At 65.5% G+C, this 25020-nt stretch carries 23 protein-coding genes; 18 read left to right on the top strand and 5 right to left on the bottom strand.

Annotated elements, in window-relative coordinates; genetic code table 11:
• Positions 1 to 22: 22 nt before the first annotated feature.
• The 12 genes from ACFQU1_RS07980 to ACFQU1_RS07925 all read left to right on the top strand — a co-directional run bounded on the left by ACFQU1_RS07980 (position 23) and on the right by ACFQU1_RS07925 (position 13079).
• Entirely contained in the window at positions 23 to 523 is a 501-nt protein-coding gene (locus tag ACFQU1_RS07980) for a hypothetical protein (RefSeq protein WP_378131086.1), read from the top strand.
• Complete coding sequence (locus ACFQU1_RS07975) at positions 520 to 1344, top strand: transketolase (protein ID WP_378131084.1); 825 nt, start codon at positions 520 to 522, stop codon at positions 1342 to 1344. The genes ACFQU1_RS07980 and ACFQU1_RS07975 overlap by 4 nt, the downstream gene beginning before the upstream one ends.
• Positions 1341 to 2273 carry a transketolase family protein gene (locus ACFQU1_RS07970; RefSeq protein ID WP_378131082.1) on the top strand — a complete coding sequence of 311 codons (933 nt, stop codon included), beginning with the start codon at positions 1341 to 1343 and terminating at the stop codon, positions 2271 to 2273. The genes ACFQU1_RS07975 and ACFQU1_RS07970 overlap by 4 nt, the downstream gene beginning before the upstream one ends.
• Positions 2270 to 3298 (top strand): NAD-dependent epimerase/dehydratase family protein, encoded by a 1029-nt coding sequence (locus ACFQU1_RS07965; protein WP_378131080.1) that lies wholly within the window; start codon positions 2270 to 2272, stop codon positions 3296 to 3298. The genes ACFQU1_RS07970 and ACFQU1_RS07965 overlap by 4 nt, the downstream gene beginning before the upstream one ends.
• Positions 3268 to 4242 carry an NAD-dependent epimerase/dehydratase family protein gene (locus tag ACFQU1_RS07960; protein ID WP_378131078.1) on the top strand — a complete coding sequence of 325 codons (975 nt, stop codon included), beginning with the start codon at positions 3268 to 3270 and terminating at the stop codon, positions 4240 to 4242. The genes ACFQU1_RS07965 and ACFQU1_RS07960 overlap by 31 nt, the downstream gene beginning before the upstream one ends.
• Positions 4226 to 4957: a hypothetical protein gene (locus ACFQU1_RS07955; protein ID WP_378131076.1), complete on the top strand. Its 732-nt coding sequence runs from the start codon at positions 4226 to 4228 to the stop codon at positions 4955 to 4957. The genes ACFQU1_RS07960 and ACFQU1_RS07955 overlap by 17 nt, the downstream gene beginning before the upstream one ends.
• On the top strand, positions 4954 to 5943 hold the full coding sequence (locus ACFQU1_RS07950) for a UDP-glucuronic acid decarboxylase family protein (RefSeq protein ID WP_378131074.1): 990 nt from the start codon (positions 4954 to 4956) through the stop codon (positions 5941 to 5943). Before ACFQU1_RS07955 ends, ACFQU1_RS07950 begins: the two co-directional genes overlap by 4 nt.
• Positions 5944 to 6187: 244 nt before the next feature.
• Entirely contained in the window at positions 6188 to 9073 is a 2886-nt protein-coding gene (locus ACFQU1_RS07945; RefSeq protein ID WP_378131627.1) for an ATP-binding protein, read from the top strand.
• A gap of 192 nt (positions 9074 to 9265) precedes the next feature.
• Positions 9266 to 10330: a sugar phosphate isomerase/epimerase family protein gene (locus ACFQU1_RS07940; RefSeq protein ID WP_378131072.1), complete on the top strand. Its 1065-nt coding sequence runs from the start codon at positions 9266 to 9268 to the stop codon at positions 10328 to 10330.
• Positions 10331 to 10332: 2 nt separating this feature from the next.
• A complete protein-coding gene (locus ACFQU1_RS07935; protein WP_378131069.1) occupies positions 10333 to 11520 on the top strand; it encodes a Gfo/Idh/MocA family protein in 1188 nt (395 codons plus the stop codon).
• A 4-nt stretch (positions 11521 to 11524) separates the two neighbouring features.
• Positions 11525 to 12196, top strand: coding sequence for an SDR family oxidoreductase (locus ACFQU1_RS07930; RefSeq protein WP_378131067.1), 672 nt, complete (start codon positions 11525 to 11527; stop codon positions 12194 to 12196).
• Positions 12197 to 12200: 4 nt separating this feature from the next.
• The gene (locus tag ACFQU1_RS07925) at positions 12201 to 13079 is read left to right on the top strand and encodes an SMP-30/gluconolactonase/LRE family protein (RefSeq protein WP_378131065.1); all 879 of its coding nucleotides are present in this window, start codon (positions 12201 to 12203) and stop codon (positions 13077 to 13079) included.
• Positions 13080 to 13262: 183 nt separating this feature from the next.
• Here the strand turns inward: ACFQU1_RS07925 and ACFQU1_RS07920 are convergent, their stop codons facing one another.
• From ACFQU1_RS07920 to ACFQU1_RS07900, 5 genes are all read right to left on the bottom strand, one after another.
• Positions 13263 to 14327: a hydroxyacid dehydrogenase gene (locus ACFQU1_RS07920; protein ID WP_378131063.1), complete on the bottom strand. Its 1065-nt coding sequence runs from the start codon at positions 14325 to 14327 to the stop codon at positions 13263 to 13265.
• Positions 14328 to 14343: 16 nt separating this feature from the next.
• On the bottom strand, positions 14344 to 14748 hold the full coding sequence (locus ACFQU1_RS07915) for a carboxypeptidase-like regulatory domain-containing protein (RefSeq protein ID WP_378131061.1): 405 nt from the start codon (positions 14746 to 14748) through the stop codon (positions 14344 to 14346).
• A gap of 11 nt (positions 14749 to 14759) precedes the next feature.
• A complete protein-coding gene (locus ACFQU1_RS07910; RefSeq protein WP_378131059.1) occupies positions 14760 to 15572 on the bottom strand; it encodes a carbohydrate ABC transporter permease in 813 nt (270 codons plus the stop codon).
• Complete coding sequence (locus tag ACFQU1_RS07905) at positions 15572 to 16510, bottom strand: carbohydrate ABC transporter permease (RefSeq protein ID WP_378131057.1); 939 nt, start codon at positions 16508 to 16510, stop codon at positions 15572 to 15574. The genes ACFQU1_RS07910 and ACFQU1_RS07905 overlap by 1 nt, the downstream gene beginning before the upstream one ends.
• Positions 16511 to 16634: 124 nt before the next feature.
• A complete protein-coding gene (locus tag ACFQU1_RS07900) occupies positions 16635 to 17885 on the bottom strand; it encodes an ABC transporter substrate-binding protein (RefSeq protein ID WP_378131055.1) in 1251 nt (416 codons plus the stop codon).
• A 276-nt stretch (positions 17886 to 18161) separates the two neighbouring features.
• On the opposite strand from ACFQU1_RS07900, the gene araD reads away from it, so the two are divergent.
• The 6 genes from araD to ACFQU1_RS07870 all read left to right on the top strand — a co-directional run bounded on the left by araD (position 18162) and on the right by ACFQU1_RS07870 (position 24985).
• A complete protein-coding gene (gene araD, locus ACFQU1_RS07895; protein WP_378131053.1) occupies positions 18162 to 19886 on the top strand; it encodes an L-arabinonate dehydratase in 1725 nt (574 codons plus the stop codon).
• A gap of 17 nt (positions 19887 to 19903) precedes the next feature.
• On the top strand, positions 19904 to 20962 hold the full coding sequence (locus ACFQU1_RS07890) for a LacI family DNA-binding transcriptional regulator (protein ID WP_378131051.1): 1059 nt from the start codon (positions 19904 to 19906) through the stop codon (positions 20960 to 20962).
• 172 nt (positions 20963 to 21134) lie between these two features.
• Complete coding sequence (locus ACFQU1_RS07885; RefSeq protein WP_378131048.1) at positions 21135 to 21917, top strand: IclR family transcriptional regulator; 783 nt, start codon at positions 21135 to 21137, stop codon at positions 21915 to 21917.
• Positions 21918 to 22032: 115 nt separating this feature from the next.
• Positions 22033 to 22836: an HpcH/HpaI aldolase/citrate lyase family protein gene (locus tag ACFQU1_RS07880; RefSeq protein ID WP_378131046.1), complete on the top strand. Its 804-nt coding sequence runs from the start codon at positions 22033 to 22035 to the stop codon at positions 22834 to 22836.
• A gap of 3 nt (positions 22837 to 22839) precedes the next feature.
• Positions 22840 to 23946, top strand: coding sequence for an ABC transporter ATP-binding protein (locus ACFQU1_RS07875; protein ID WP_378131044.1), 1107 nt, complete (start codon positions 22840 to 22842; stop codon positions 23944 to 23946).
• Positions 23939 to 24985, top strand: a complete 1047-nt coding sequence (locus tag ACFQU1_RS07870) for a Gfo/Idh/MocA family protein (protein ID WP_378131042.1) — start codon at positions 23939 to 23941, stop codon at positions 24983 to 24985. Before ACFQU1_RS07875 ends, ACFQU1_RS07870 begins: the two co-directional genes overlap by 8 nt.
• Positions 24986 to 25020: the final 35 nt, after the last annotated feature.

Genomic DNA, 25020 nt, shown 5'->3' with positions numbered 1-25020 from the left:
GACAGTGCAAGAAGCGACAGCAATGAAAACACTCGGTAGCAGTAAAATGGATTCCTTCCGCAGGCTCCAACGGCTTTGTGAGCTCGAAACCGGCCGACGGCCGGACAGCATCGAGGAGCCGGCTTATCCAGCCTGGATGGCCACCAAACGACCTTTCAGTCGCGACGAAGTGGTGGGCGCCTACATGCTCAAGCTCGGCGAGCTGTGTGGGGGGTATCTCGTCCAATTCCACGGCAATGGCACGGCGACGGAGCGCAATATGTTCCAGCCGGGGAAGTCATGGACCTGCCAGTGGGTGCTCGGGGAGGACGGTGTGGTTCATCTGGTCTGCCCCGCCGAGAACGATCGCAAGGAGCCGGTCAAGTGCAGCCTCGACATCGTGGCGAGCCTGACGGGCACCGTCCACGCGGGCTGTGAAGATACCGATGAACCGGATAACAGCGTCATCGAGCATTTCAAGGTCTTCTATCTGGGCCCGCGCGTCTCGCTGCCCGGCGTCGAGGAAACGACGGGTACGCCATGAGCGGCGCCTCGGCTCAGGTCGGTCCGGTGGAGCTCGCCACGACGGCTGATCGCCTGCGTTTCGAGGTGTTACGCATGATCGCTCGGGCGCGAAGCTGCCATGTCGGCTCGTGTCTTTCGGTCATGGACATTCTCGTTGCGCTCTATGGCGGTGCGCTGCGGCGCGGCACGGAACGGGAGGAGCGCGACCGCGTGATCCTCAGCAAGGGACATGCAGCGGCGGCGCTTTATGCCGTGCTCGCCGAATACGGTCACTTTCCCGCCGAGCGGCTCGAGGACTATCTCAAGGACGGCTCGCCTTTCATCGCCCATACCAACACGTTCGGGATTCCCGGGGTCGAGTTCTCGACCGGCTCGCTCGGCCACGGGCTGTCCGTGGCCAACGGCATCGCGCTGGCGGGGCGCGTTCGCGGCCGGGCGCACCGGGTCTTCACCATACTGTCGGAGGGCGACTGTCAGGAAGGATCAACCTGGGAGGCGGCGATGTTTGCGGGCCATCACCGGCTGTCTTCCATGATCTGCATCGTTGACCACAACAAGATTCAGAACTTCGGCCGCGTGGACGAGGTGCTCGGCCTCGCGCCGCTCGATGCCAAATTCGAGGCGGCCGGGTGGGCGACGCGGAACATCGACGGTCACGATCTGGCGGCACTCGTAGAGGCACTCTCGGCTGCCCCGTTCGAACCGGGAAGGCCGACCGCGCTGATCGCTCACACTATCAAGGGTAAGGGCGTGAGCTTCATGGAAGACCAATTGAAGTGGCACTATCAGACGCCGAGCGCCGATGACCTCTCAGCGGCCCGGCTCGAGTTGCTGCCATGAGGACGGCGTTCGTCGAGGAGTTGATGTCGCTCGCGCGCACGGACGCCTCCGTGATGCTGCTTACCGGCGATCTCGGCTACACCGTGTTCGAGCCGTTCCAGGCCGCGTTTCCCGACCGCTACATCAATTGCGGCGTGGCGGAAGCGAATATGATGGGCACGGCTGCCGGCCTCGCCCGTGAAGGCATGCGGCCGTTCGTCTATTCCTTCATCCCTTTCGCCATTTTCCGCGCGTTGGAGCAGATCCGGATCGACATCTGCTACCATGAATTGCCGGTGACCATCGTCGGCCTCGGCGCCGGTTACAGCTATGGCGATATGGGCGCCACGCACCATGCGGTGGAGGACATCGCGGTGGCGCGGGCGCTGCCCGGCATGAGCGTGGTCTGCCCCGGTGACCCGTGGGAGGTGCGCCAGGCCACGCGAGCGCTCGCCGCTCAGGGCGGGCCCGCTTACATGCGTCTTGCCAAGCGTGGCGAGCCGCTCGTCCACGATCTCCGGACGGGCCCGGAATTCCGCCTCGGCCGCGCGCTGGTGGTGCAGGAGGGCGGGGAGATCGCGTTCTTGGCGACCAGCAACATGCTCGCCACTGTCGCCGAGGCCGCGCGCAGACTGGAGGCGGAGCACGGAATCCGTCCTACGGTCGCCAGCATCCACACCGTCAAACCGCTGGATGCCGACTATGTGCGCCGGTTGAGCGCGCGCTGCCGGGCGATCTTCACGGTCGAGGAGCATTCTGTGCTGGGCGGGCTTGGCGGTGCGGTATGCGAGGCTGTGGCCGATGTTCCGGGGCGTTGCGCCATCCACCGCATCGGCATCCCGGATCGCTTCGTCCACGTCTCGGGCTCGCAGGACTACTATCGGCAGCAATGTGGGCTGACGGCCGAGGACATCGTGAAGAGAACGGTTCAAGCGAGCATCGAAACATGAAGCAGAAGGTATTCATCACGGGCGGCTTGGGCTTCATCGGCTCCCTTCTTGCCGTCAAGTTCATTCGCAATGGATGGGATGTCGTCGCCTATGACGCGCTGCGCTCCTTCGTGCAGCCTCATGAGCGGTTGAGCTATCCCGCCCAGGTCCGCTACCGCCTCCAGCGCATCCAGCAGGCGGTGGCCGAGAGCGAGGGGCGTGGGCAGTTCCAGTTGGTCGAGGGCGACATCTGCAGTCCCGCTTTGCTGGAACGCAGCATGCGCGCCGCCCGTCCCGACGTGGTCATCCATCTCGCAGCCATCTCCATCGCGGACGCTTCGAAGCGCTATTTCGAGGAGGCGATCGCGATCAACCAGACAGGCACGACCAATGTGCTGACCGCGGCCTCGCAATGCGAGGTGGGACGCTTCGTCTATGCCTCGTCGAGCATGGCCTATGGCGACTTCGTCGACTTCCCGGCGACCGAAGAGCATCCGACGAAGCCGCTGGAGGTCTATGGCGCGGCCAAGCTTTGCGGCGAGGTCTATGTGCGCACCTTCTACGAGATGTTCGGGCTCGATTTCGTCATCGTGCGCCCGTGCTCGGTCTACGGTCCGACCGACACCAATCAGCGCATCGTCCAGCGCTTCGTGGAATGCGGCATGCAGGGTCGGGAGATCTATCTCTTCGACGGTGGCAACCAGCTTCTCGACTTCACGTGGGTGGAGGATGCGGCCGAGGGGTTCTACCTGGCAGCCACACATCCCGCGGCGGTGAACGAGACGTTCAACATCACCAGCGGCACCGCGCGGACCCTGCGTGAACTCGCCGATATCGCGCGGCTGCATTTCCCGAACCTGAAAATCACCGCCCGCGAGACCTCGGATCCGGTCCGGCGCACGCGCCGAGGAGCGCTCGACGTTGCCAAGGCACGCCGCATGCTGGGCTACGAGCCGCGCACCATGCTCGACGCCGGCTTCGCCCATTATGTCGACTTCTGTCGGGAGCCGGAAGCATGTCAGCCGCTCGCGCGCGTCGCGTCCTGATCAGCGGCGCCAGCGGCTTCGTCGGCGCACGGTTGGCGCGCCGGATGATCGAGCGCGGCGACGAGGTGCATGTGATCGAGCGTCCGCGCCATGGAGCGGCGGCCCCATGGCGCACCGCAGAGGTGATGCGCGAGCTGCGTGTCCACACCGCCGATCTGCTCGATGCCGAGGCGACGCGGCGGGCCGTTGCCGTCGCGCGCCCGGAGGTCGTGCTGCACTTCGCGGCGCATGCCGCGCTGCCGCAGGAGATCGACGAGATGGAGATCTTCCTGAACACGGTACAGCCCTTGGTCAATCTCGCCGCGGCGAGCGCCGGCTGTGCACTCTTCATCAATGCCGGAAGCTCGTCGGAATATGGCTATCAGACCCAGCCGATGAGCGAGGCCTCGCTTCCCGATCCAACGCGGGTGCACGACATCGCCAAGCTGGCGCAAACGCTCTACGGCACCTATGCGGCGCGCTTCAAAGGCGTCCCGCTGGTGACCTTGCGCCTGTTCTCGGTCTATGGGCCCTTCGAGCACGGTCGCCGGCTGATTCCTCGCCTGATGCTGTCGGCGCTTCGCGGGCAACCAATGAAGCTGTCGTCGCCCGATGTGAGCCGCGATTTCATCTTCGTCGATGATGTCGTGCGGGCGGTCGAGCATTGCATGGACCAGGGCGCAGGTGTCGAGGGATCGGTCTTCAATCTTGGGACCGGCATCGAGCACAGCATCCGTGAGGCGGCGGAACTCGTAGAGAGCATTCATGGTCGCCCCTTGCCTCTCGAATGGGGCGCGGTTGTGCGCCAGCCGTGGGATTCCCCGCGCTGGGTAGCGGATACGACCCGGCAAACCGAGGTCCTCGGCTATACCGCGCAGACCAGCTTCCGGGACGGGCTGGCGGCGACCTACCGGTGGTTCGCGGAACACATTCATCGCTACGAGGAATATGGACAGCACCATTAATTCGACAAAGGTATTGGACCTCTTCAAGGACGAGGAGACGGCACTCGTCACGTGCGAGGCCGCCCTCGCTTGGCTGACGCATTATCGCGACGGTCACAGCGGCATGTTCCCCACGGCCATCTTCAACGCGCTCATCCGCCTGCGCCCGTCCTGTTCGCCGGAAGTGATCGTTCACCGGATCGTCGATGGCGAGGTGTTCTTCTGGCTGACCCTGCGCGCGGTGGACGATGCCGATCCGTTCAACGGCCTATGGCACTACACGGGCACGGTGGACAGATATGGCGATTACTTGATCGGCGGCATCAGGCGGGTGCTCGACCGCGAACTCGGTGGCCGTATCTTGGAGAGCTGTCGGCATGTGGCATCGATCTATCCGGTCCGTAGCCGCCGCTCAGACATTCTCAGCGTGCTGTTTCTCTGCGCAGTGGAGGGCGAGCCGTCCTCTACGGAGGAGGGGCGGTGGTTCTCGGCGGATGAAGCAATGCGCCTCGTCCCGCTGGGCAAGGGCGGCGGCATCATCCCATCCCATCTCGCCGGCCTTTCGCTCTGCCTGCGCTTTCTTGGTCGTCCGCATGCCTCGGCCTATCTCGCGCCCTCGCCTGTGGGGTTGCGCGTTGATGGAGACGAGGGCTTCAGCCAGGAGATCGTGCTGGTGGAGGAAATCGATGCCGACGCCGTGGGCGGCTTCACGGATCGAATGGCGCAGGACCAATGAATATTGCCATCTCCACGAGCACGCAAACGCAACGCCGGTCCATCCTTGTGACCGGTGGTGCAGGATTCCTCGGATCGCATCTCTGCGACCGCCTGATTGCACAGGGCCACGACGTCCTTTGCGTCGACAACTACTTCACCGGTCACAAGAAGAACATCGAACACCTGATCGGGCATCCTCGCTTCGAGGTGCTCAGGCATGATGTGACGTTCCCGCTCTACGTCGAAGTCGACCAGATCTATAATCTTGCGAGCCCAGCCTCGCCGATCCATTACCAGCACGACCCGGTGCAAACGACCAAGACCATCGTTCACGGCGCGATCAATATGCTGGGGCTGGCCAAACGGCTGAGATGCCGGATTTTCCAGGCGTCCACATCGGAGGTCTATGGCGACGCGATAGTCCATCCGCAGGTCGAAGGATATTGGGGCAACGTCAACCCGACCGGACCGCGCTCCTGCTATGACGAGGGCAAGCGTTGCGCCGAGACGCTGTTCTTCGACTACCACCGCCGCCATGGGCTCGACATCAAGGTTGCGCGCATCTTCAACACCTACGGCCCGCGCATGCACCCCGATGACGGGCGGGTGGTGTCCAATTTCATCGTGCAGGCACTGAAGGGCGAGCCGATCACGATCTATGGCGATGGCAGCCAGACGCGATCCTTCTGCTATGTCGATGATCTTATCGACGGCTTCATCCGTCTCATGGACACGCCCGACGGCGTGACCGGCCCGGTCAATCTCGGCAACCCCGTCGAGTTCACCATGCGGCAGCTCGCCGAGTTGACGATCGAGATGTGCGGTTCGCGGTCGGCGCTGACCTTTCTGCCGCTGCCGCAGGATGATCCCAGGCAACGGCGTCCCGACATTACGCTGGCCCAGCAGATGCTGGGTTGGCAACCGACGATCGCGCTGCGCGAGGGGCTTCGGCATACGATCGCCTACTTCGACCGCTTGCTGTCCGGCCAGGAAGTCAACGCCTAGACCCGAACACCGCGACCCCTCGCAGAAGCGTCACCTCACGAAAGTTTATGGTGGTGGGTGCCGCATGAGGGTTCAATTGCGGTAAAATTGCGGCCATTATGGCAGCTGGGGAATCCTCCAAGCGCTGATAAGGGGTTGTCGCAAGGAATGTCACGCGATGCCGTCTATGGTATGCGCCATGGATGCGGAGCGGGTGAGCGGCCTCATTTCGGCGTCATTCCCTTAGGTAAGATCGGCGAAAGTGATGGATGCGAAGGCTGAGTCCCAGCGTACAGCCGGGCCTTCCGTGCCGGTGCTGGATCCGGGAAGTGGCACGCTGCAATGCGGCGGGACGGTCGCGACGCTTCGTCCCAAGACGCTGGCCGTGCTGGTCCTGCTCATGGAGCGGCGGGGCGCGGTGGTCAGCCCGGACGTCCTGCGCGGGGCCGTTTGGGGCCGCAGGCATGGCAACGACAACGGCCCGAAGCAGTGCATCAGAGAGCTACGGAAAATTCTGGGCGACGACTCGATCCCGCGTCGGTTCATCGAGACTGTGGGCCTCTACGGCTACCGCTATCTCGGCGGCATCGAGATGGTCGGCGAGCACGCGCGCCGGGATCGGTCGTCGCACGGTGCGCGACGCAATGTGGAAACTGCTCCCTTTGTCGGCCGCGAAAACGAGCTCAACCGGCTGTCCACTATCACGCTCGATACCGCCAGCGGTCAGGGGGCAGTCGTTCTGATCACCGGCGAGGCGGGCGCCGGCAAGACCGCTCTGGTCGACGCGTTCCTGTCGCGCCATGAGGCGGCTGGGGACAGCTGGATAGCGCGGGCCCAATGCGCCCCGAATCAGGGGCCGCGCGAGCCATACGGGCCGCTGCTCGAGCTCATCTCCAGGCTTAGCGAGGCGCCGGTCGGACGGGTGCTCACAAAAATCATCCGCGACCGTGCGCCGACGCTCTTTGCTCAGCTGCCCAATGTCTTCGGTGCGCGGGAGACCGGCAGGCGGGACGCTCAGCCGACGGGCATCGCACCGACCCGCCTCCTCAGGGAACTCGTCGAGGTATTCTATAGTCTCGACCGGCACCGCCCCGGCATGCTCGTCATCGAGGACATTCATTGGGCCGACACGAGTACGCTGGCGTGGATTTCGGCCTGTGCCTCACAACGCGAAGCCGGTCGCCTGATCGTCATCTGCACCTGTCGGTCCGACGAGTTGGTGGGCGACAACCGTGCTGTGATGGAAACGGTGCATGAGCTGCGCCGCTCGCCAGCTTTCCACGAAGTCAAGCTCGCCGGACTCGGTGCCGACGCCATACGCGCCTATCTCGAAAGCCGGTTTCCTGTTCACGCCTTTCCCCCTTCGCTAGCGCCGCAACTCGCGCAGCGAACCGAGGGGCATGCGCTATTTGTTGCCAGCCTCGTCGAGACTTGGCTCGCAGAAGGGCTGTTACGGGAGGAGAGCGGGAAATGGGCAATCGCGGGCTCGACCGCGGAGCTCATGCGAACGATCCCAGCGCGGGCAAACGAGGTGATCGATTTTCAGATCTCGAAGCTGACCCAGATTGAACTCGATATATTGACGGCCGGCAGCATCGCAGGGTCGGAATTTGCGGTCGCCACGATCAGCGGGGGGGCCTTCGACGAGGAAACAATCGAACAACAATGCGAAAATCTTGCGAGGCGCCGGCTGTTCGTCCAGCGCTCTGGCGTGTCGAGCTGGCCGGACGGTACGGTAACGGCGAACTACATCTTCACACATGCGCTCTACCATGAGGCTATCTACAGCCACACTCCGCCGGTGATCCGCCAGAAATGGCACCAGCGGATTGGCGATCGGCTCGAGACCGCCTATCGGGATCGCGTCGTGGAGATCGCAGCTTTACTTGCGACGCATTTCGAACGCGCCGGCGATATCCCACGCGCGGTGACGAACCACCAGCAGGCTGCCGAGACGGCGCTGAAGCGGGGCGCCGCGCGGGAGTCGGTGAGCCGGCTGCGCCATGCCCTCGACTTGTTGCAGACGGAGCCGGACGGCGAGGCCCGCAAACGCGAGGAACTGCGACTTCAGACCCAGCTCGGTGCCGCCCTCATGATCGCCGAAGGCTTCGCCAGCCCAAGCGTCGTGGCGGCCTATGGACGGGCGCAGGACATTTCACTGGAGCTCGCCGACAGCGTGGCGCTGCTGCCGACGCTTTACGGCCTTTGGAATTATCATCTGACGCGAGCAGACTTCAGCCTGGCTCAGCCGCTGGCCGGGCGGCTCTACGCTCTCGCGCGCCAAGCGGAGACAGACCGGGTCGATGCATTTTTCGCGCATAATGTCGTTGGCACCACCCACTGGCTCACGGGCCGGTTGCCCGAGGCGGAGCCCCACATAGACGCAGTTGTCAGCAGCTACGACATCGAGCGGGATTCCGACAACGCCGCGAGCTTCGGCGAAGATCCGGGTGTCGTCGGCAACATGTACGGCGCGATCGTGCACCAGCTGCGTGCGGACTCGCATGCGGCCGAACAGCATGTCACGAGGGGTATGAAGATCGCGACGTCGCTCGAGCATCCTTTCGGCATGGCGCAGATGCTCTGGGCCGGCGCACTGGTTGCGCGCGAGCGCGCCGACATCAAGCTCACACTCCAGCGCGCGCGACAGCTCATACGATGCTGTCGGGACAACGAAGTGGAGTTCTGGCTTTCAGGCGGTTTTATCTTCGAAGGCTGGGCCAGCGTTGCGGCAAGCGGGACGGCCAGCGGAATCACGCGCATCCGTGAGGGCATCGAGCGGTGGTGCAGGGACGGCACGCGGCTGACATTGCCTCTGGCCTTCGCGATCCTCGCGGATGCCTGTCTCCGCCTTGGGCGGCAGGAGGAGGCCCGTGAGGCGCTCGATTGCGCCCTTGGGCATGTGCATCGGAGCGGCGAGTGCTGGTATAAGGCGGAGATCCATCGCCTGTCGGGGCTGGTCGAGATCGGGCAGGGCGGCCGAGCGGCATCCGAGCGTGCGGCGAGCGAAATTGGCCTGGCGATCCGGACCGCGCAAGACCAGGGCGCCCGACTGCTGGAGGTTCGCGCGATGGCAACCTTTCGCGATTCCGCGAAATCCGTGGCGTCGTACGTCACCCGCCGGGGCGCGCAAGGAGGCGAAGCCATCTGAGCCTCGGACGGCGGTGAAGCGACCACCCGCGACGTCAGGACGATGAATTTCGTCCGCGACCAACATGGCAAGGGAGCCGCATGTTCGAGCGTCTCGCCCAGCATCCATGTTGCGCGCACCGGCGAGCCGGCTTCATGGTTGCACCAGCATCTGCAAGCGCTATCATCGCTTTCCTCACCGAAGGCGATTGGCGTGCCCCAACCGACCACGATCCGCGGACCGGCGCTGTTCATCAGCCAGTTCATCGCAAATGATGCGCCCTTCAATTCTCTTGGCGGTCTTGCCGAATTTGCCGCGGGGCTGGGTTTCAGGGCGCTTCAAGTGCCTGTCCACGACACCCGCGTGCTCGATCTGGCGCTGAGCGAGGACAGCGTTTACATCGACGGCCTCCAGGCAACGCTCGCCCGCGCCGGTCTCGTCATCAGCGAGATCTCGGCCTCCCGCGCCGGCCAACTCCTTGCAGTCAATCCCGTCTATGACGAGGTGATGGATGCGCTCGCGCCCGTGGATGTGCGGGGCAATCCGGCACTGCGGCAGGCGCGCGCCGAAGCAGACATCCGCCGGGCGATTGCGCTCGCTGCGCGGCTCGGTGTCGGCAAGGTGACGGTGTTCTCCGGCGGCTTTGCCTGGCCCTTCTTCTATCCCTTTCCGCCGCCGCCAGCCGGCCTCGTCGATCGCGCCTTCGCCGAACTCGCGCGGCGCTGGCGGCCGCTGCTCGATGCGGCCGACGAGGCCGGCGTCGATCTCTGTTTCGAACTTCATCCGGGACAGGACCTCCACGACGGCGCGACCTTCGAGCGGTTCCTGGCACTCGTCGACGACCACCCGCGCGCCAAGATCCTCTACGACCCCAGCCATATGCTGCTGCAGCACATGGACTATCTCGGCTTCATCGACCGCTATCACTCCCGCATCGCCGCCTTCCACGTGAAGGACGCGGAGTTCGTGGCGAGCGCGAGCCGCGGCGTCTATGGCGGTTATGCCGACTGGATCGACCGGCCCGGCCGCTTCCGCAGCGTCGGCGACGGCGCAATCGATTTCCGCGGCATCTTCGACCGGCTGACCCGCTACGGCTATGAGGGCTGGGCGGTGCTCGAATGGGAATGCTGCTTCAAGAATGCCGAAGATGGCGCCGCCGAGGGCGCGCGCTTCATCGCCGAGCACATCATCCGTGTCGCAGACCGGCCCTTCGATGCCGGCATGCGCGCCGCGGCGCCCCCAGACATGCTCGACCGCATGCTCGGTCTCAAGAGGTAATCATGTCCAATCCTGTTCTCACCGCGCTCGGTCGGCCGCTCCGTCTCGGCATCGCCGGCGGCGCGCCGCCCTCGATGATCGGCCCCGTCCACCGCATGGCCGCGGAGATGGACGGTCGCTTCCGCGTCGTGGCCGGTGCGCTGTCGTCGAAGCCCGAGCGCGCCCGAGCTGAAGGGCTCGCGATCGGATTGAGCGAAGATCGCTGCTACGGCTCGGTCGAGGACATGATCGCGCGCGAGGCTGCGCGGCCCGACGGCATCGACGCCATCGCCATCATCACGCCGAACGACAGCCATGCGCGTTACCTCCGCGCCGCCTGCGCCGCCGGGGTGGACGTGATGATCGAAAAGCCCTTGTGCAACGACCTCGCCGAGGCAGGCGAACTCGCCGCGCTGGTGAAGCGTTCCGGCGTCGCTGTCGCCATCACCCACACCTATGCCGGCTATCCGATGCTGCGGGAGATGCGCGCCCGCATTCTGCGTGGTGATATCGACGCGGTCCGACTCGTCACGGTCGAGTATTTCTCGGGCGGCAACGCGACCCTCATCGAAGCGACGCCCGAGGGCGCCAAGCGCTGGCGGCTGAAGCCCGAGATCAGCGGGCCGTCGCTGGTGCTCGGCGACATCGGCACGCATGCCCACCACCTCGTCGCCTATGTGACGGACCTGCCGTTCGAGAGCGTCTCGGCCGATGTCGGCATGCTGCTGCCGGGCCGACGCGTGCACGACGTGGCGCAGGTGCGGTTCCGCCTGAAGAACGGTGCGCGAGGCCGGCTCGACGTCTGCAACGCCGCCGCCGGCACCTCGAACGAGCTCGCCATCCGCGTCTTCGGTGAGACCGGGCATATCGCATGGGAGCATCGCGACCCGACGCGCATCCGCGTCGCTCGTCTCGACGGCGACGTGACGATCGTCGGTGCGGGCCAGCCGAACCTTTCGGCCGACGCGAAAGCGGCGACGCGCTGCGACCGCCCAGGCCATCCGGAAGGCATGACGGAGGCCGTCGCCACGCTCTACAGCGGCTTCGCCGACATGATCCTCGCCCGCCGCGGCCTCGCGCCCGAAACGGGCCTCGCCCGCCTTACGCCCGGCATCGCCGACGGCGTCGCGGGCCTTGCCTTCGTCATGGCCTGCCTCGAAAGCTCGGCCGCGGGTGGCGTGGCCACCCCGCTCAAGCAGCCGGAGGCCTGATTCCATGGCGACCGTCGTCATTACCGGCTGCGACACGGGGCTCGGTGTCGAATTCGCGCGCCAATATGTGGCTGAGGGGCACCGCGTCCATGCCACCTGCCTCGATCCCGAGAGGGCGACGGACACCCGCGCCATCACTGGCGACATCGAAGTGTCGAAGCTCGACGTCACAGATCACGCCGCCATCGAGGCTTTCGCCGCCCGGCTCGGCGGCGCGCCCGTGGACATCCTCGTCAACAATGCCGGCATCGGCCGACCGCATCCGCCCTTCGGCGAGACGGATTACGACAACTGGCGGCGTATTCTCGAAACCAATCTCATTGGCCCGATGAAGCTCACTGAGTGCCTCGTGGAGAATGTCGCGGCGAGCGAGTTCAAGATCATGGCCTTCGTGTCGAGCCGCATGGGCTCGATCACGCTGAACACTTCCGGCGGGTCCTATGCCTATCGCTCCAGCAAGGCCGGGCTCAATATGATCGTCAAGACGCTTGCAGTCGACCTTGCGCCGCGGCACATCAGCGTCATTGCGCTCCATCCCGGCTGGGCGGCGACGGAGCCTGGTGGGCGCGTGCCGGTGGAGGAAAGCGTCGCCGGCATGCGCGGCGTCATCCACCGCGCCGGCCGGCACCACACCGGCATCTTCCAGACCTACCACGACCAACCGCTGCCCTGGTGAGGTGATGGCGAAGCCCGAGATCGAGGTGGTGCTCGAGGCAGGTAATCGCCTCGGAGAGTCCCCGTGCTGGCACGGCGGCGAAGAGGCGCTCTATTGGGTCGATGCTCTGGCACCGGCCGTCCACCGGCTCGACAGGGCAGGGGCGCTTCGGACCTGGGCGATGCCGGAGATCATCGGCTCCTTCGGTTTCCGGCAGGCGGGCGGGCTCGTCGCGGCGTTGCAGGGCGGCTTCGCCACGGTCGATCTCAGTGATGGCCGCGTCAGCCGCATCATCGATCCGGATCCGGAGCGGCCGGCGAATATTCTGAACGACGGCAAATGCGACCGGCGCGGCCGCTTCTGGTGCGGCTCGCGCGATGCCGACTTCGCGGCCCCGACCGGCTCGCTCTACCGGCTCGACTCCGATGGACGCGTCAGCCGTATGGACACGGGCTTCATCGTTTCCAACGGCATCGCCTTCTCGCCGGATGATCGCGTGATGTATTTCGCCGACAGCCGCGCCGAGACAGTTTTCGCCTATGACTTCGACCTCGACGACGGCGTCATCTCCAACCGCCGCCTGTTCTTTTCGACGCGCGACATCGCCGGGCGCTGCGACGGCGCGACCGTTGACGCCGAGGGCTTCTACTGGTGCGCACTGGTGCACGGCGGGCAGATCGCGCGCGTCGATCCGGAGGGCCGCTTCGACCGGCTGATCGATCTGCCGGTCAAGCATCCGACCATGTGCACCTTCGGAGGACCTAAACTCGACGTGCTCTATGTGACGAGCGCCGCCGCCATGCTGCCGGAAGCCGAACGCGCGGCAACGCCTTTGGCTGGCGCGCTCTTCGCCATCCACGGCCTTAGTGTGCAGGGGCTGCCGGAGCCAATGTTTGCTGGGTGAGCGTAGGCATCGTCGTTCCAGCTGCGGCGATCCCTCCCCGCAGGGGAGGGTGGATCCGAGCGAAGCTCGGATGCGGGTGGGGCAGCAGCAGATCACCCCACCCCCTCCGCTCCGCGGAGGACCCTCCCCTGAGGGGAGGGATCGTCAGCGCTTACAGGGCAGCGCCGACGATCGCTGACGCGTTCAGTTCTTCCCCGCCAGCCTTTCCGCCTCATCCTTCGCGTATTCCCGCGCCGCCTTGCTGCGCATGAGGGCAACGGTTTGCGGTTGCGCCCGCTGCAGGCGTATGGGGGCGAGACCCCGCAGGATGAGGTCGAGATCGTCGAGCACGCGCTCGCCGATGTCGTGAAAGGCGGCCGGAATGCCGCCGGCGCGATGCGGCGAGAGCAGCATGGGCGAGCGGCGCACGGGATCGTCCGGCGCGACCGGCTCGTCGGGAAAGACGTCGGTTGCGATGCGCAGCCGACCCGATTGGGCCTCCGCAACCAACGCCGGGAATTCGACGATGGCCGCCCGGCTCGCCAGCACGACCACGGCGTCGTCCTGAATGCGGCGGAGCGCAGCACCATCGATGAAGCCCTGGTTCTCGCTCGTGACGCCGGCGAGCAGGAAGATGACGCGCGCCGTGGAGAGCACCTCCTCGAGGCTTGCCGCCTCGCAGCCCTCTTCCGCGATGGCCGCGGCCGGCAGCCAGGGATCATGCACCAGAATGCGCGGGCGAAAACCTTCGAGCAGCCGGCGCAGCGCCCGGCCGAGATAGCCGAAGCCGACGATGCCGATGGTCGCCCGCGACAGCAGGAAGGCGTCGTCGTTACCTGAGCGGCCGTAGCGCTCCTGGCCCTCACGCATGGCGCGGTCGGTTGACGTGATGCCGCGCGCGAGGTCGAGCGCGAGGCCGAGCGCCATCTCCGCGACGGGGTGGGCGAAGACCGGGCCGACCGACAGGATCTCGATGCCGCGGGCAAAGCAGGAGGCGGCATCGACATTGGGCTGGAAATTGCCCTCGACATTGATGATGGCGCGGAGATGCGGTGCGCGGGCGATGCGCGCGGACGGCATGTCCGTCTGGCCGAGAATGGCGGCGACGCGCGGCAGGGCTTCCTCGACGAGGGACGCGGGCAGAGGGCCCTCCACATCGGCGGTGATGACCTCGGCCATGGCCTCGAGCCGCGCCCATTGCGCGGGGTTGAAGATCATCTGACGCCGCCGCGGATGCGGATCGAGCAGGATTGCAGGGCGGTCTGGCATCTTGGCGCTCATGGCTTTAGGCGCCGCTCGACAGCACGAGCGGCTCCGCGAGGGTCGTGTCCTGCGCGCGGAAATAGAGCCGGAGCGGCACGCGGGCGGAGGCGCCGACACCCGGCTTCGTCGCGCTGACCTGGATATGATGCGAGGGATTGTTGGTGAAAGTGAACTGGCCGTCCGGGCCACTTTTCGTCTGGCTCGCTTCGCTGAAGGTGGTGAAATTGAAGGTCCAGAGCGTCACGTCGGCGCCGGCGACCGGCTTGCCGCTGGCGTCGACCACCACGCCTGCGACGATGCCGTTGTCATGCGTGCTGGCATAGAGATCCCACCCGCCGGCAATGACCACGATGACGAGCGGCGTCAGCACGAAGCGGTTGAGCAGCAGCTTCTTCCAACGGGGACGGTCATAGTCTTCGTCGCTCATGGGCAGCCCTCTCATCCCTTCGTGGCACCGGAGGTGAGGCCCTGGATGAATTCCTTCTGCGCGAGCAGGAAGAGCAGGATGCCCGGTGCGAGCACCATGATGCAGAAGGCATAGAGCGCGCCGGTCGTGTCCTCCTGATAGGAGAGAAAGCGCGCAAGCCCGAGCGGCAGCGTCTGCATGTCCGCCGAGCGCGTCATGATGAGCGGCCAGAGGAAGTTGTTCCAGGACCAGATGAAGGACAGGATGACATTGGTCGCCATGGCCGATTTGGCGAGCGGCATCATCACCTTCCAGATGATGCGCCATTCCGAAAGGCCGTCGATCTTGGCCGCGTCGATCAGCGACTTCGGCACCGCGTCGAAGCTCGCCTTGAAGACGAATATGCAGATGATGGTGGAGAACTGCGGCAGCGCGAGCCCAAGATAGGAATCGAGCAGGCCGAGCTTTCCGGTGATGAGATAGGCGGGAATGATCGTTGCCTGGAAGGGCACCATCATGCAGGAGAGAAACAGCATGAGGACGAGGTTCTTGCCACGGAAGCCGCGCGTCAGCGCATAGCCGGCCATGGCGTTGAAGACGATATTGGCGGCGATCGTGATGGCCGACACTATGATGCTGTTGAGAAAATAGCGCGCGAAGGGGATCGCGTACCAGACATCCACGTAATAGAAGAGATGCGGATCGCGCGGGATGATGTTGGGCGGATAATTGAAGATATTCTCGCCGGAGACAGAGGTCTTCAGCACCCAATAGAATGGCACGAGCATGACGAAGCTCGTGGCGAGCAGCGCGAGGTGGATAGGCCAGCGCGGATAGCGGTGCATCAATCGCGCTCCACCGCGCCGGCATTGCCGCCGGAGAGCCGGTTCGCCGCCCAGGCGATGACGATGAGCAGGATGAAGAATATGATCGTCACCGCCGCCGCATAGTCGAAGCGGGTCTGCACGAAGCCGAGCTTGTAAATATAGGTCACGAGGATTTCGGTGGCGCGGCCGGGGCCGCCGCCGGTCATGACATAGACGAGATCGAAGCTCGTCACCGAATTCAGCATGCCGATGACGAAGCAGAGAAAGATGGATGGCTTCAGGAGCGGCAGCGTGATGCGCAGAAACCGCCGGAAAGCGTTCGCACCGTCGATTTCGGCCGCCTCGTAGAGATTGCCGGGGATGTTCTGTAGCCCGGTCAAGAGAATGATCATGTAGAAGCCGAGCATCTGCCAGATATTGGCGGCAATAACCGACGGCAGCGCCCAGGTGAAGGAATTCAAGAAGGGGATCGGCGAATCGACCAGGTCGAGCGCCCGCGCTACATAGTTGATGAGGCCGACCCGCTCATCGAACATCCATCGCCAGATGATCGCGACCGCGACAGTCATCAGAGGATAGGACAGGAAGATCAGCGTGCGATAGATGTCGCGGCCGCGGGTATCCGTATTGACGAGGAGCGCGAGCCCCAGCGCGATTGCGATGCCGATCGGCGCCGAGCCGATGATATAGAGCGTGTTCCACAGCGACTGCCAGAACACTTCGTCGGTCAGCATCTCGTCGTAGTTGTCGAATCCGATCCAGACGGCGGGGCGAAGCGGCGACCAGGCCTGGAACGAGAGGATGACGTTCCAGGCGAGCGGCAGGATGCGGTAAAGGAAGAAAATCAGAAGCGACGGCGCCAGAAAACACCAGATGAGCACCGCCTGGCGCGTGTTCTTGCGCGTCATGAAGGGCGCGCGTTGACCTTCGAGCGCTTTGGAGACCGCTGCTACCATCACCTCGTCCTGGGCATGCTCTTCAGGGTTCCTTGTCGACCGTTCCCGCTGTTCGACCCTCCCCATCAAGGGGAGGGTCGCGGCTCCCCCCCGGCGGCGCAAGCCGTTTCAAGCGGCATGAAGATCACGACCGCCGCATCACGCGCGTGACCGCGCGTTCCGCATCGGCGAGCGCCGTCTTGGCGTCTTTGCGGCCGAGCACGGCATTCTGGATCTCCGGCCAGAAGGCGTCCTTGATCTGGGCGTCATTGGGCAGCGGCCAGTTCCCGGTCATCTTGTCCGTATGCTGCAGCTGGGTTTCGAGCACCGTATAGCCGAGCGGATCCTCCGCCTTGATCTTGGCGAGGCTCGCCTTGTCGGCCTCGACATTGCCGGTGAGAATGCGTCTGCGCGTCGCGAATTCGGTCGCCCATTTGTTGCCTGTCATATGCTTGACGAGTTTCCAGGCGAGTTCCGGATTCTTCGACGTCTTGGAGATGGCGAGCCCGTGATTGGTCGGCGTCGACCAATTGCCCGGACCCTGAACGGCGCCGAGCGTATCCGGATTGACCCAGGGCCCTTGGCCCTTGACGAAGAAGTAGGACGCGGAATGGGCCTGCAGCATGCCCACCGTGCCCGAGGCAAAGGCGCCGTTCGGCTCCACCCAGCGCCCCGTCCAGGCGATCTTGTTGATGCCGCCCGATGCGGTCGCCTTGGCGAGTTTGTCGAGCACGGCAGCGGCTTCGGGCGTGTTGAAGGCCGGGGTGCGCAGGTCGTCCTTCAGGAGCTCGATGCCGTTCATCTTCATGAGCGGCCAGTAGAGCCAGTCGAAATTGAGCGTCAGGAAGCCGGTCTTCTCGCCCTTGGCCATGGCCTGGGCATGGTTGATCAACTCGTCGAAGGTCTTTGGCGGCTCCGATAGGCCGGCCTCCTTGAACATCGTCTTGTTGTAGTAGAGCAGCGTCTTGGCGATGTAGAAGGGTATGACGAAGCTCTGCTTGTTGTAGACGAAGCCCGACAGATAATCCGGATTGTAGAGCTTGGCGACTTCCGGTTCCTTCTGCAGGAAGGGTGTCAAGTCGAGCAAGGCGCCGTTCGCCGCCCATTCCACCCAGATCATGCCCTGCAGGTCGATGATGTCCGGCGCCGTGCCGGCGACCAGCTGCGTCTGGTAAAAGGCGGGCAGTTCCGGGCCCTTCTTGTCGAGCCATTCGATCTCGACGCCCGGATTCTCCTTCTTGAAGTCGGCGAATTCTTCTTTGAACAGCGCCTCCTGGTCGGCGATGTTCCAGGTGAGAATGCTGATCTTCTGGTTCGATTGCGCCCTCAGATAGGCGGGCATGGCGAGCGTGCCGGCAGTCGCGAGGCCGGCCTTGATCACTGTTCTGCGGTCCATCCGCACCTCCCATCGTCCTCGTGCCTGCGCCCGATTCTCATGACCGGCTTCAAGCACCCGCTCAGATCGGACGGGCCATTCTACCTTATGGATCCTGGCTCGCCCACGGCTGTCCAAGAGCATGATAGCGGTTGCATGTATGCGGTCAAGCTGGCTCGCCGGGAGCTAAAAATTTGTAGAACGCCAATGATGTAGCCGTGTGACGGTGCGTTGACAGCGGTTTGAAATCGATATCATCTGGTGCAACCGGCAGGAAATCGAACCGTGGAGCTCCCCGTGTCCCGTCGCAACGCCTCCGATCTGCGCAGCGCCCGCTGGTATTCGGCCGGGGGGATGCGCGCCTTCGCTCACCGCCAGCGCATGCAGCAGATGGGCCTGCGGCGCGAGGAGTTCATGGGGCGTCCCGTTATCGCGGTCGTCAATACCTGGAGCGACCTGTCCCCCTGCCATGCCCATCTGCGCGCGCGGGCGGAGGCGGTGAAGCGCGGCGTCATCCGCGCCGGCGGCCTGCCGGTCGAACTGCCGGCGCTCTCGCTCGGCGAGGTCATCGTCAAGCCGACCACCATGCTCTACCGCAATTTCCTCGCGATGGAGGTGGAGGAGCTCCTGCGCCAGCATCCCATCGACGGGGCAGTGCTCCTCGGCGGATGCGACAAGACCACGCCGGGGCTTCTCATGGGCGCGATCAGCATGGATCTGCCGGCCATCTATTGCCCGGCCGGGCCGATGCTCAACGGCCGCTGGCGCGGCACGAAGGTCGGCGCCGGCACGCATACGCGCAAATACTGGGACGAGTTCCGCGCCGGCCATATCGGCGAGGCCGAGATGGTCGAAATCGAGGGCATCTCCACCCGCTCCCCCGGTACCTGCAACACCATGGGCACGGCCTCGACGATGACATCCATCGCCGATGCGCTCGGGATGACGCTGCCCGGCGCCTCAAGCATCCCGGCCATGGATTCCGCCCATCCGCGCATGGCCTCGGCCTGCGGCGAACGCATCGTGGAAATGGCGTGGGAGGATCTGAAGCCCTCCGATATCATCACGGACGGCGCCGTGCGCAACGCGCTGCATGTGGATGCCGCGCTCGGCGGCTCGACCAATGCGGCGATTCATCTGGTGGCGATCGCCCGGCGCGCCGGGATTGCGATCACGCTCGAAGACTTCGACGAGGCGGCCCGGCAGACGCCGGTTCTGGCGAATATCTTTCCCGCGGGCGATGCCCTGATGGAGGATTTCTTCTTCGCCGGCGGGCTCACCGGGCTCATGTCGCGCCTCGCCGACCGGCTCGACCTCGACCAGCGCAACGTCACCGGCGGAACGCTCGGCGAGGTCATCGCCCGGGCGCGCATCGACGATGACGAGGTGATCCGCCCGCTCGACAATCCCGTAGCCAGCGCGCCGGCGATCGCGGTGCTGCGCGGCAATCTGGCGCCCGACGGCGCGGTGATCAAGCCGTCGGCTGCGAGCCCGCATCTCCTGACGCATCGCGGCCGGGCCGTGGTCTTCGACAGCCATGCCGAGCTCAACGCACGCATCGACGATCCCGCGCTCGCCATCGACGAGACCAGCGTGCTGATCCTGCGCGGGGCAGGTCCCATCGGCGCGCCGGGCATGCCGGAATGGGGGGCTTTGCCCTTGCCGCAGAAGCTGCTGGAACGCGGGGTGCGCGATCTCGTGCGCATCTCCGATGCGCGCATGAGCGGCACCCATTACGGCACCTGCGTGCTGCATGTCGCGCCCGAATCCCATGTCGGCGGACCGCTCGCGCTCGTCGAGACCGGGGATGAGATCGTCCTCGACGTGCCGAACCGCCGCCTCGACATGCTCGTCCCGGAGGAGGAGCTCGCCCGCCGGCGCGCCGCCTGGCAGGCGCCGCCGAAGCGCTTTTCCCGCGGCTATGGCGCGATCTTCGAGGCGCATGTCATGCAGGCCGACAAGGGCTGCGACTTCGATATCCTGGAAGCGGGCGAAAAGACGCCCGAGCCGGACATCTTCTGAGCCCGGCAGATGCGCGCATGACCAAAGCCACGCCAGCAGATATGAGCACCGTCCCGCCGCCGCGAGAGCGGTTGGGGACGTCGCGCTCGCGCATGGCCGATGTGGCGCGGCTCGCCGGTGTCTCCACGGCAACCGTCTCGCGGGCGCTGCGCCAGCCGGACAGGGTCTCGCCCGCTGTCCGCGCAAAGATCGAGGAGGCGGTGGAGCGGCTCTCCTATCGCCGCAACCTGATGGCCGGTGCGCTCGCGAGCGCCCGCAGCCAAACCATCGGCGTCATCATTCCGTCGATGATCAATTCGTTCTTTTCCGCCACGGTCGAGGCGATCGAGGAGGGGCTCGCGGGCAGCGGCTACCAGCTCCTCATCGGCAACAGTCGCTACGCGCTCGAAACTGAGGAGCAACTCGTCGCCTCCGTGCTCGCCTGGTCGCCGGCGGCGATCGTGCTGACGGGGCGCCGTCACAGCCGCGCTACGATCCGCGCGCTTTTGGCGGCCGACATCCCGATCGTGGAGATGTGGGAGCTTTCGGACCAGCCGATCGACACCATCGTCGGCTTCTCCCAGCGCTCCGCTGGACAGATGGTCGTGCGCCATTTTGCGGAGCGCGGAGCGCGTCGGCTCGGCTTCATCGGCGCCATGATGGACCGCGACTACCGCGCCGGGGAACGCCACGCGGGCTTCGTGGAGGCGGCTGCGGCGGCAGGCATTGCCCCGCCTGCCGAGGTGCGCCTGCCGGAGCGGGCGAGCGCCACCGGCGGCGGCGATGCTCTGCGCTCGCTCCTCGATGCCCATCCCGAGACGGATGCGGTGTTCTGCAGCAATGACGTGCTGGCGCTCGGGGCCCTTTTCGAGGCGCAGCGCCGCGGCTGGTTGGTGCCGCAGCGCCTGAAGATATGCGGCTTCGGCGATCTCGACTTCGCGGCGGCCAGCGAGCCCGGGCTGACGACGGTCCGGCCGCCGCGGCGCGAGATCGGCGTCAAGGTGGCGGAGCTGCTGCGGGCAAGGCTCGCCGGCGAGATGCCGGCCGAGACTGTCTTCGACCTCGGCTCGGAGCTCGTCCTGCGCGGCAGCACCTGAGCCTTGGCCATCACGCACCCGGACGAAAGATTATCCGCTGTTGCATGGCGTGAAATTCTATTTCAGACTGCGGCCGTAGTCGGCGTCTGCGGTCGGAACCAGAACCTTGAACAAGCGCCCGGACCTGCCCGAATCCTCTGTCCCGCCAGATCCTGTAAGCCAGGCGGCGTCGGTGCGCGTCATCGACCGCACCATGCGCATCCTGCGCACGCTCGCCGAGGCGCCGGGCCTGATGACCCTGACGGAGCTCAGCCAAGCCGTCGGCCTGCACAAATCGACAGTGCTGAGATTCCTGCGGACGATGGAGAAGGGTGATTTCGTGGCGAGCGGTCCCGGTGGCAAGGGATGGCGGCCGGGGCCCGTCTTCCTCGATATTCGGGCGCGTTCGATCGCGCGGCATGATCTCGCCGCCATCGCGCGCCCGCTTATGGAGGAAGCCTGCAAGCTCTCGGGCGAGACGGTGCAACTCGCGATCCTGCCCGACACCAGCATCGTCTATCTCGCCAAGGTCGAGCCGCTCGATCCACCTCTGCGCATCAATACGCAGATCGGCGCCCGTCGGCCCATCCATTGCACGGCCCTCGGCAAGGCGCTCGCGGCCTATCGGGATCGAGCTGAGATCGACCGCATTCTGGCGGAGGCGGGCCTGCCGGGCTTTACCTCGCGCACGATCACCACCGCGGCGGCCTTCCATGCCGAACTCGCGCAGGTTCGCCTCAACGGCTATGCGATCGACGACCGCGAGTACAACGAACTCGTCTCCTGCATTGCAGCTCCCGTTCGCAACGCCGACGGTATCGTGGTGGCCGCGCTCAGCACGTCGAGCTTCGGACAGGGCGTGCAATCAGACCGTTTTCCCGCATTGATCGAGACGGTGCGCAGCACGGCGACGCGGCTGTCGGAGCTGCTGGGATGGAACACGGCGGGATGTGCGCTGACGCTATCCGTTTCATAAGATGAAACTCGATTTTCAACCGTGAAATTCAGTTGCAAATCATCACGGCCGGCCTATCGTTTCCTTCGGCCAAAGAGCCGGGCGGCTTGTCGCCAGAACGAGGAGGATATGCCGCATGCCGGGGCACGCCATCGACGCCGTCCCTCAGAACCCGTTTCGCGTGGCGCTTGCCGGAAAGCGCCCGCTGATCGGCATCTGGTCGATGCTGAATTCGGTCGATGCCACGGAGGCGCTCGGCTGGTCGGGGTATGACTGGCTGCTTGTCGACGGCGAACATGCGCCGGTTTCGCTGCAGGACGCCATGGCCCATTGCCGGACGCTGGCAGGTACGCCGACGGTTCCCATCGTGCGGCTTCTGTGGAACGATCCGCTGCTGCTGAAAAGCCATCTCGACGCCGGCGTCAACACCATCATGCTGCCCTATGTGCAGAGCGCGGAGGAGGCGGGCCGGGCGGTGGACGCCATGCGCTATCCGCCGCGCGGCATCCGGGGCGTTGCCGCCATGCACCGGGCGAGCCGCTATGCACGGGTGAAGGACTATGTGGCCCGCGCCGACGAGACGCTTTTCCTGATCGTACAGATCGAGACCCGGGAAGCCCTGGAGCGATGCGAGGAGATCGCGGCGGTCGACGGCGTCGATGCCGTCTTTTTCGGGCCGGGGGACCTCGCCGCGAGCATGGATCTGCCGGGGCAGGCAGGCCATCCGGATGTCACGGCCGCCATCGAAGAGGGGCTCGCACGCTGCCGCCCGTCGGGCAAGGCGGTCGGCGTGCTCGCGCCCAATGACGAGATCGCCGAGCGCCATATTCGCTCAGGGTTTGATTTCGTGTCGGTGGCCAATGATTGCGCCATCCTGTTCCGCGGAGCGGATGCGGCCGCGGCGCGCTTCCGCGCCGTCGTGGATGCTGCGAAGGGCTGAGCCATGGCAACCGTCGAATTCCGCAAGCTCGTCAAACGCTATGGCGCCGTCGAGGTGGTGCACGGCATCGATCTTGCCATCGCCGACGGCGAGTTCATCGTGCTCGTCGGCCCGTCCGGCTGTGGCAAGTCGACGTCGCTTCGGATGCTCGCGGGGCTCGAAGATATCACCTCCGGCGAGATCCGGATCGACGGCCGCGTGGTCAACGAAGTGGAACCGCGCGACCGCGACATCGCCATGGTCTTCCAGGACTACGCGCTCTATCCGCATATGAGCGTCTACGAGAACATGGCTTTCTCGCTGCAATACCGGAAAGTGGCGAAGCGCGAGATCGACCGGCGCGTGCGCGAGGCGGCCGACGTGCTCGGGCTCGAGCCCTATCTCAAGCGCCGGCCGAAGCAACTCTCCGGCGGCCAGCGCCAGCGCGTCGCCATGGGCCGCGCCATCGTACGCAATCCGCAGGTCTTTCTCTTCGACGAGCCCTTGTCCAATCTCGATGCCAAGCTGCGCGGCTCCATGCGCGTCGAAATGAAGAAGCTGCACCAGCGGCTGGGCGTGACGACCGTCTATGTCACCCATGACCAGGTGGAGGCGATGACGCTCGCCGACCGCGTCGTCGTCATGAACGGTGGCCATATCGAGCAGATCGGCACGCCCGACGAGGTCTATCACGCGCCGGCGAGCCTCTTCGTCGCCGGCTTCATCGGCGCGCCGACCATGAATCTCATTCCCGCCACGGCGGACGAGGGCAGGCTCAGGCTCGGCCAGTCCGGCGAAGTCGTGCCTCTGCCGCCCGGCCGCTCCGGCACCGGTGATCTCGTCTTCGGGCTGAGGCCCGAGGACGTGGAGGTGGCGCAAGGCGAGCCCGCGCCGGCGGGGCGCATCGACGTGCCGGCGCTCGTCGAGGTGGTCGAGCCGCTCGGCGCCGATACGCTCGTCTTCACCACGGTGGCCGGCCACGCGGTGGCGGCGCGTGTGCGCCCGGAAATCCGCCCGATGCCGGGGGAGACCCTGAAGCTCCGGTTCAATCTCGAACGCACGCATCTGTTCGATGCCGCTACCGGCCGGGCGATCGGCGCACCGCCTGCCCACGGCACCGCGCGTGCCTGACGCTGCGCCCATGCGGGTGGCGCTCGCGGGCTTCGGCGCCTGGGGCCAGATGCACGCGCGGGCCGTGAGCGCCATTCCCGACGCCGAGCTCACTGCCGTGTTCTGCCATGGCGATGCCTCGGCGGAGGTGGCAGCGAATGCCTTACCCGGCGTGCCCGTCTTTCGCTCCTACGAGGAAATGCTGACGGCGGGCGGTTTCGATGCCGTCATCGTCGCCGTGCCGAACAACCTGCATGCCGCCTTCGCGATGAAAGCGCTCGAGGCCGGGGCTCATGTCGTGCTGGAGAAGCCACTGGGCCTCACGCTGGCTGAATGCGACGCCGTGCTGGCGACGGCCGACAAGGCCGGGCGGCGGGTCGCGGTCAACCACGAGCTGCGGGTGTCGCATCAATGGGGGCGGGTGCGCGCGCTCATCGCCGCCGGCGATCTCGGGCGCGTGACGCATCAGCATTTCTCACTATTCCGCCATCCCTTCCGGCCGGGTTCCGGCGGCTGGCGTCGCGATGCCGCGCGGGTCGGCTCCTGGATGCTGGAAGAGCTCGTGCATTTCGTCGATCTCGTGCTCTGGTATGCGCGCGAGAACGGGCCTCCCGTTCGGCTTCAGGCGCGGGCCTCCGGGTCCCACGGGACCATCGCCGGGCTGTCCGACACCGTCTCTGTCCTCATTACCTGGGCGGATGGCTCGACCGCGCTCGTCACGCAATGCCTCGCAGGCTTCCAGCATCACACCCTGCTCGAAATCGCCGGCGATGCCGGGGCGATCCGCACCTGGTGGGCAGGCGCCTTCGACCGCACTGCGAGCCCGGAGTTTGCGTTGCATGTCCGCCGGCGGGACGCCAGCGAAGTCGAGACGGTCGAGGTGCCCCGTTCGGGGGAGATCTTCGAGCTCAAGGAGAATTTGACGCGGGCGTTCGCCGGCTTTCGCACCGGCGATCTCGTCATGCAGCCGGCCGAAGCACGCACGGCCGTCGCACTCTGCCTCGCCGTGGAGCGCAGCATCGCCGAGGCGGAATCAGTCGACCTGGCGGGGATCGTTTAGCGCGATGCGACCCTGGGCTATTGATGGATTTCGGG

The organism is Chelatococcus sp. GCM10030263 (genome assembly GCF_042666455.1).
GTDB lineage: Bacteria > Pseudomonadota > Alphaproteobacteria > Rhizobiales > Beijerinckiaceae > Chelatococcus.
Note: the sequence above shows the minus strand (reverse complement) of the source record. Positions and strands in the feature narration are given on the sequence as shown.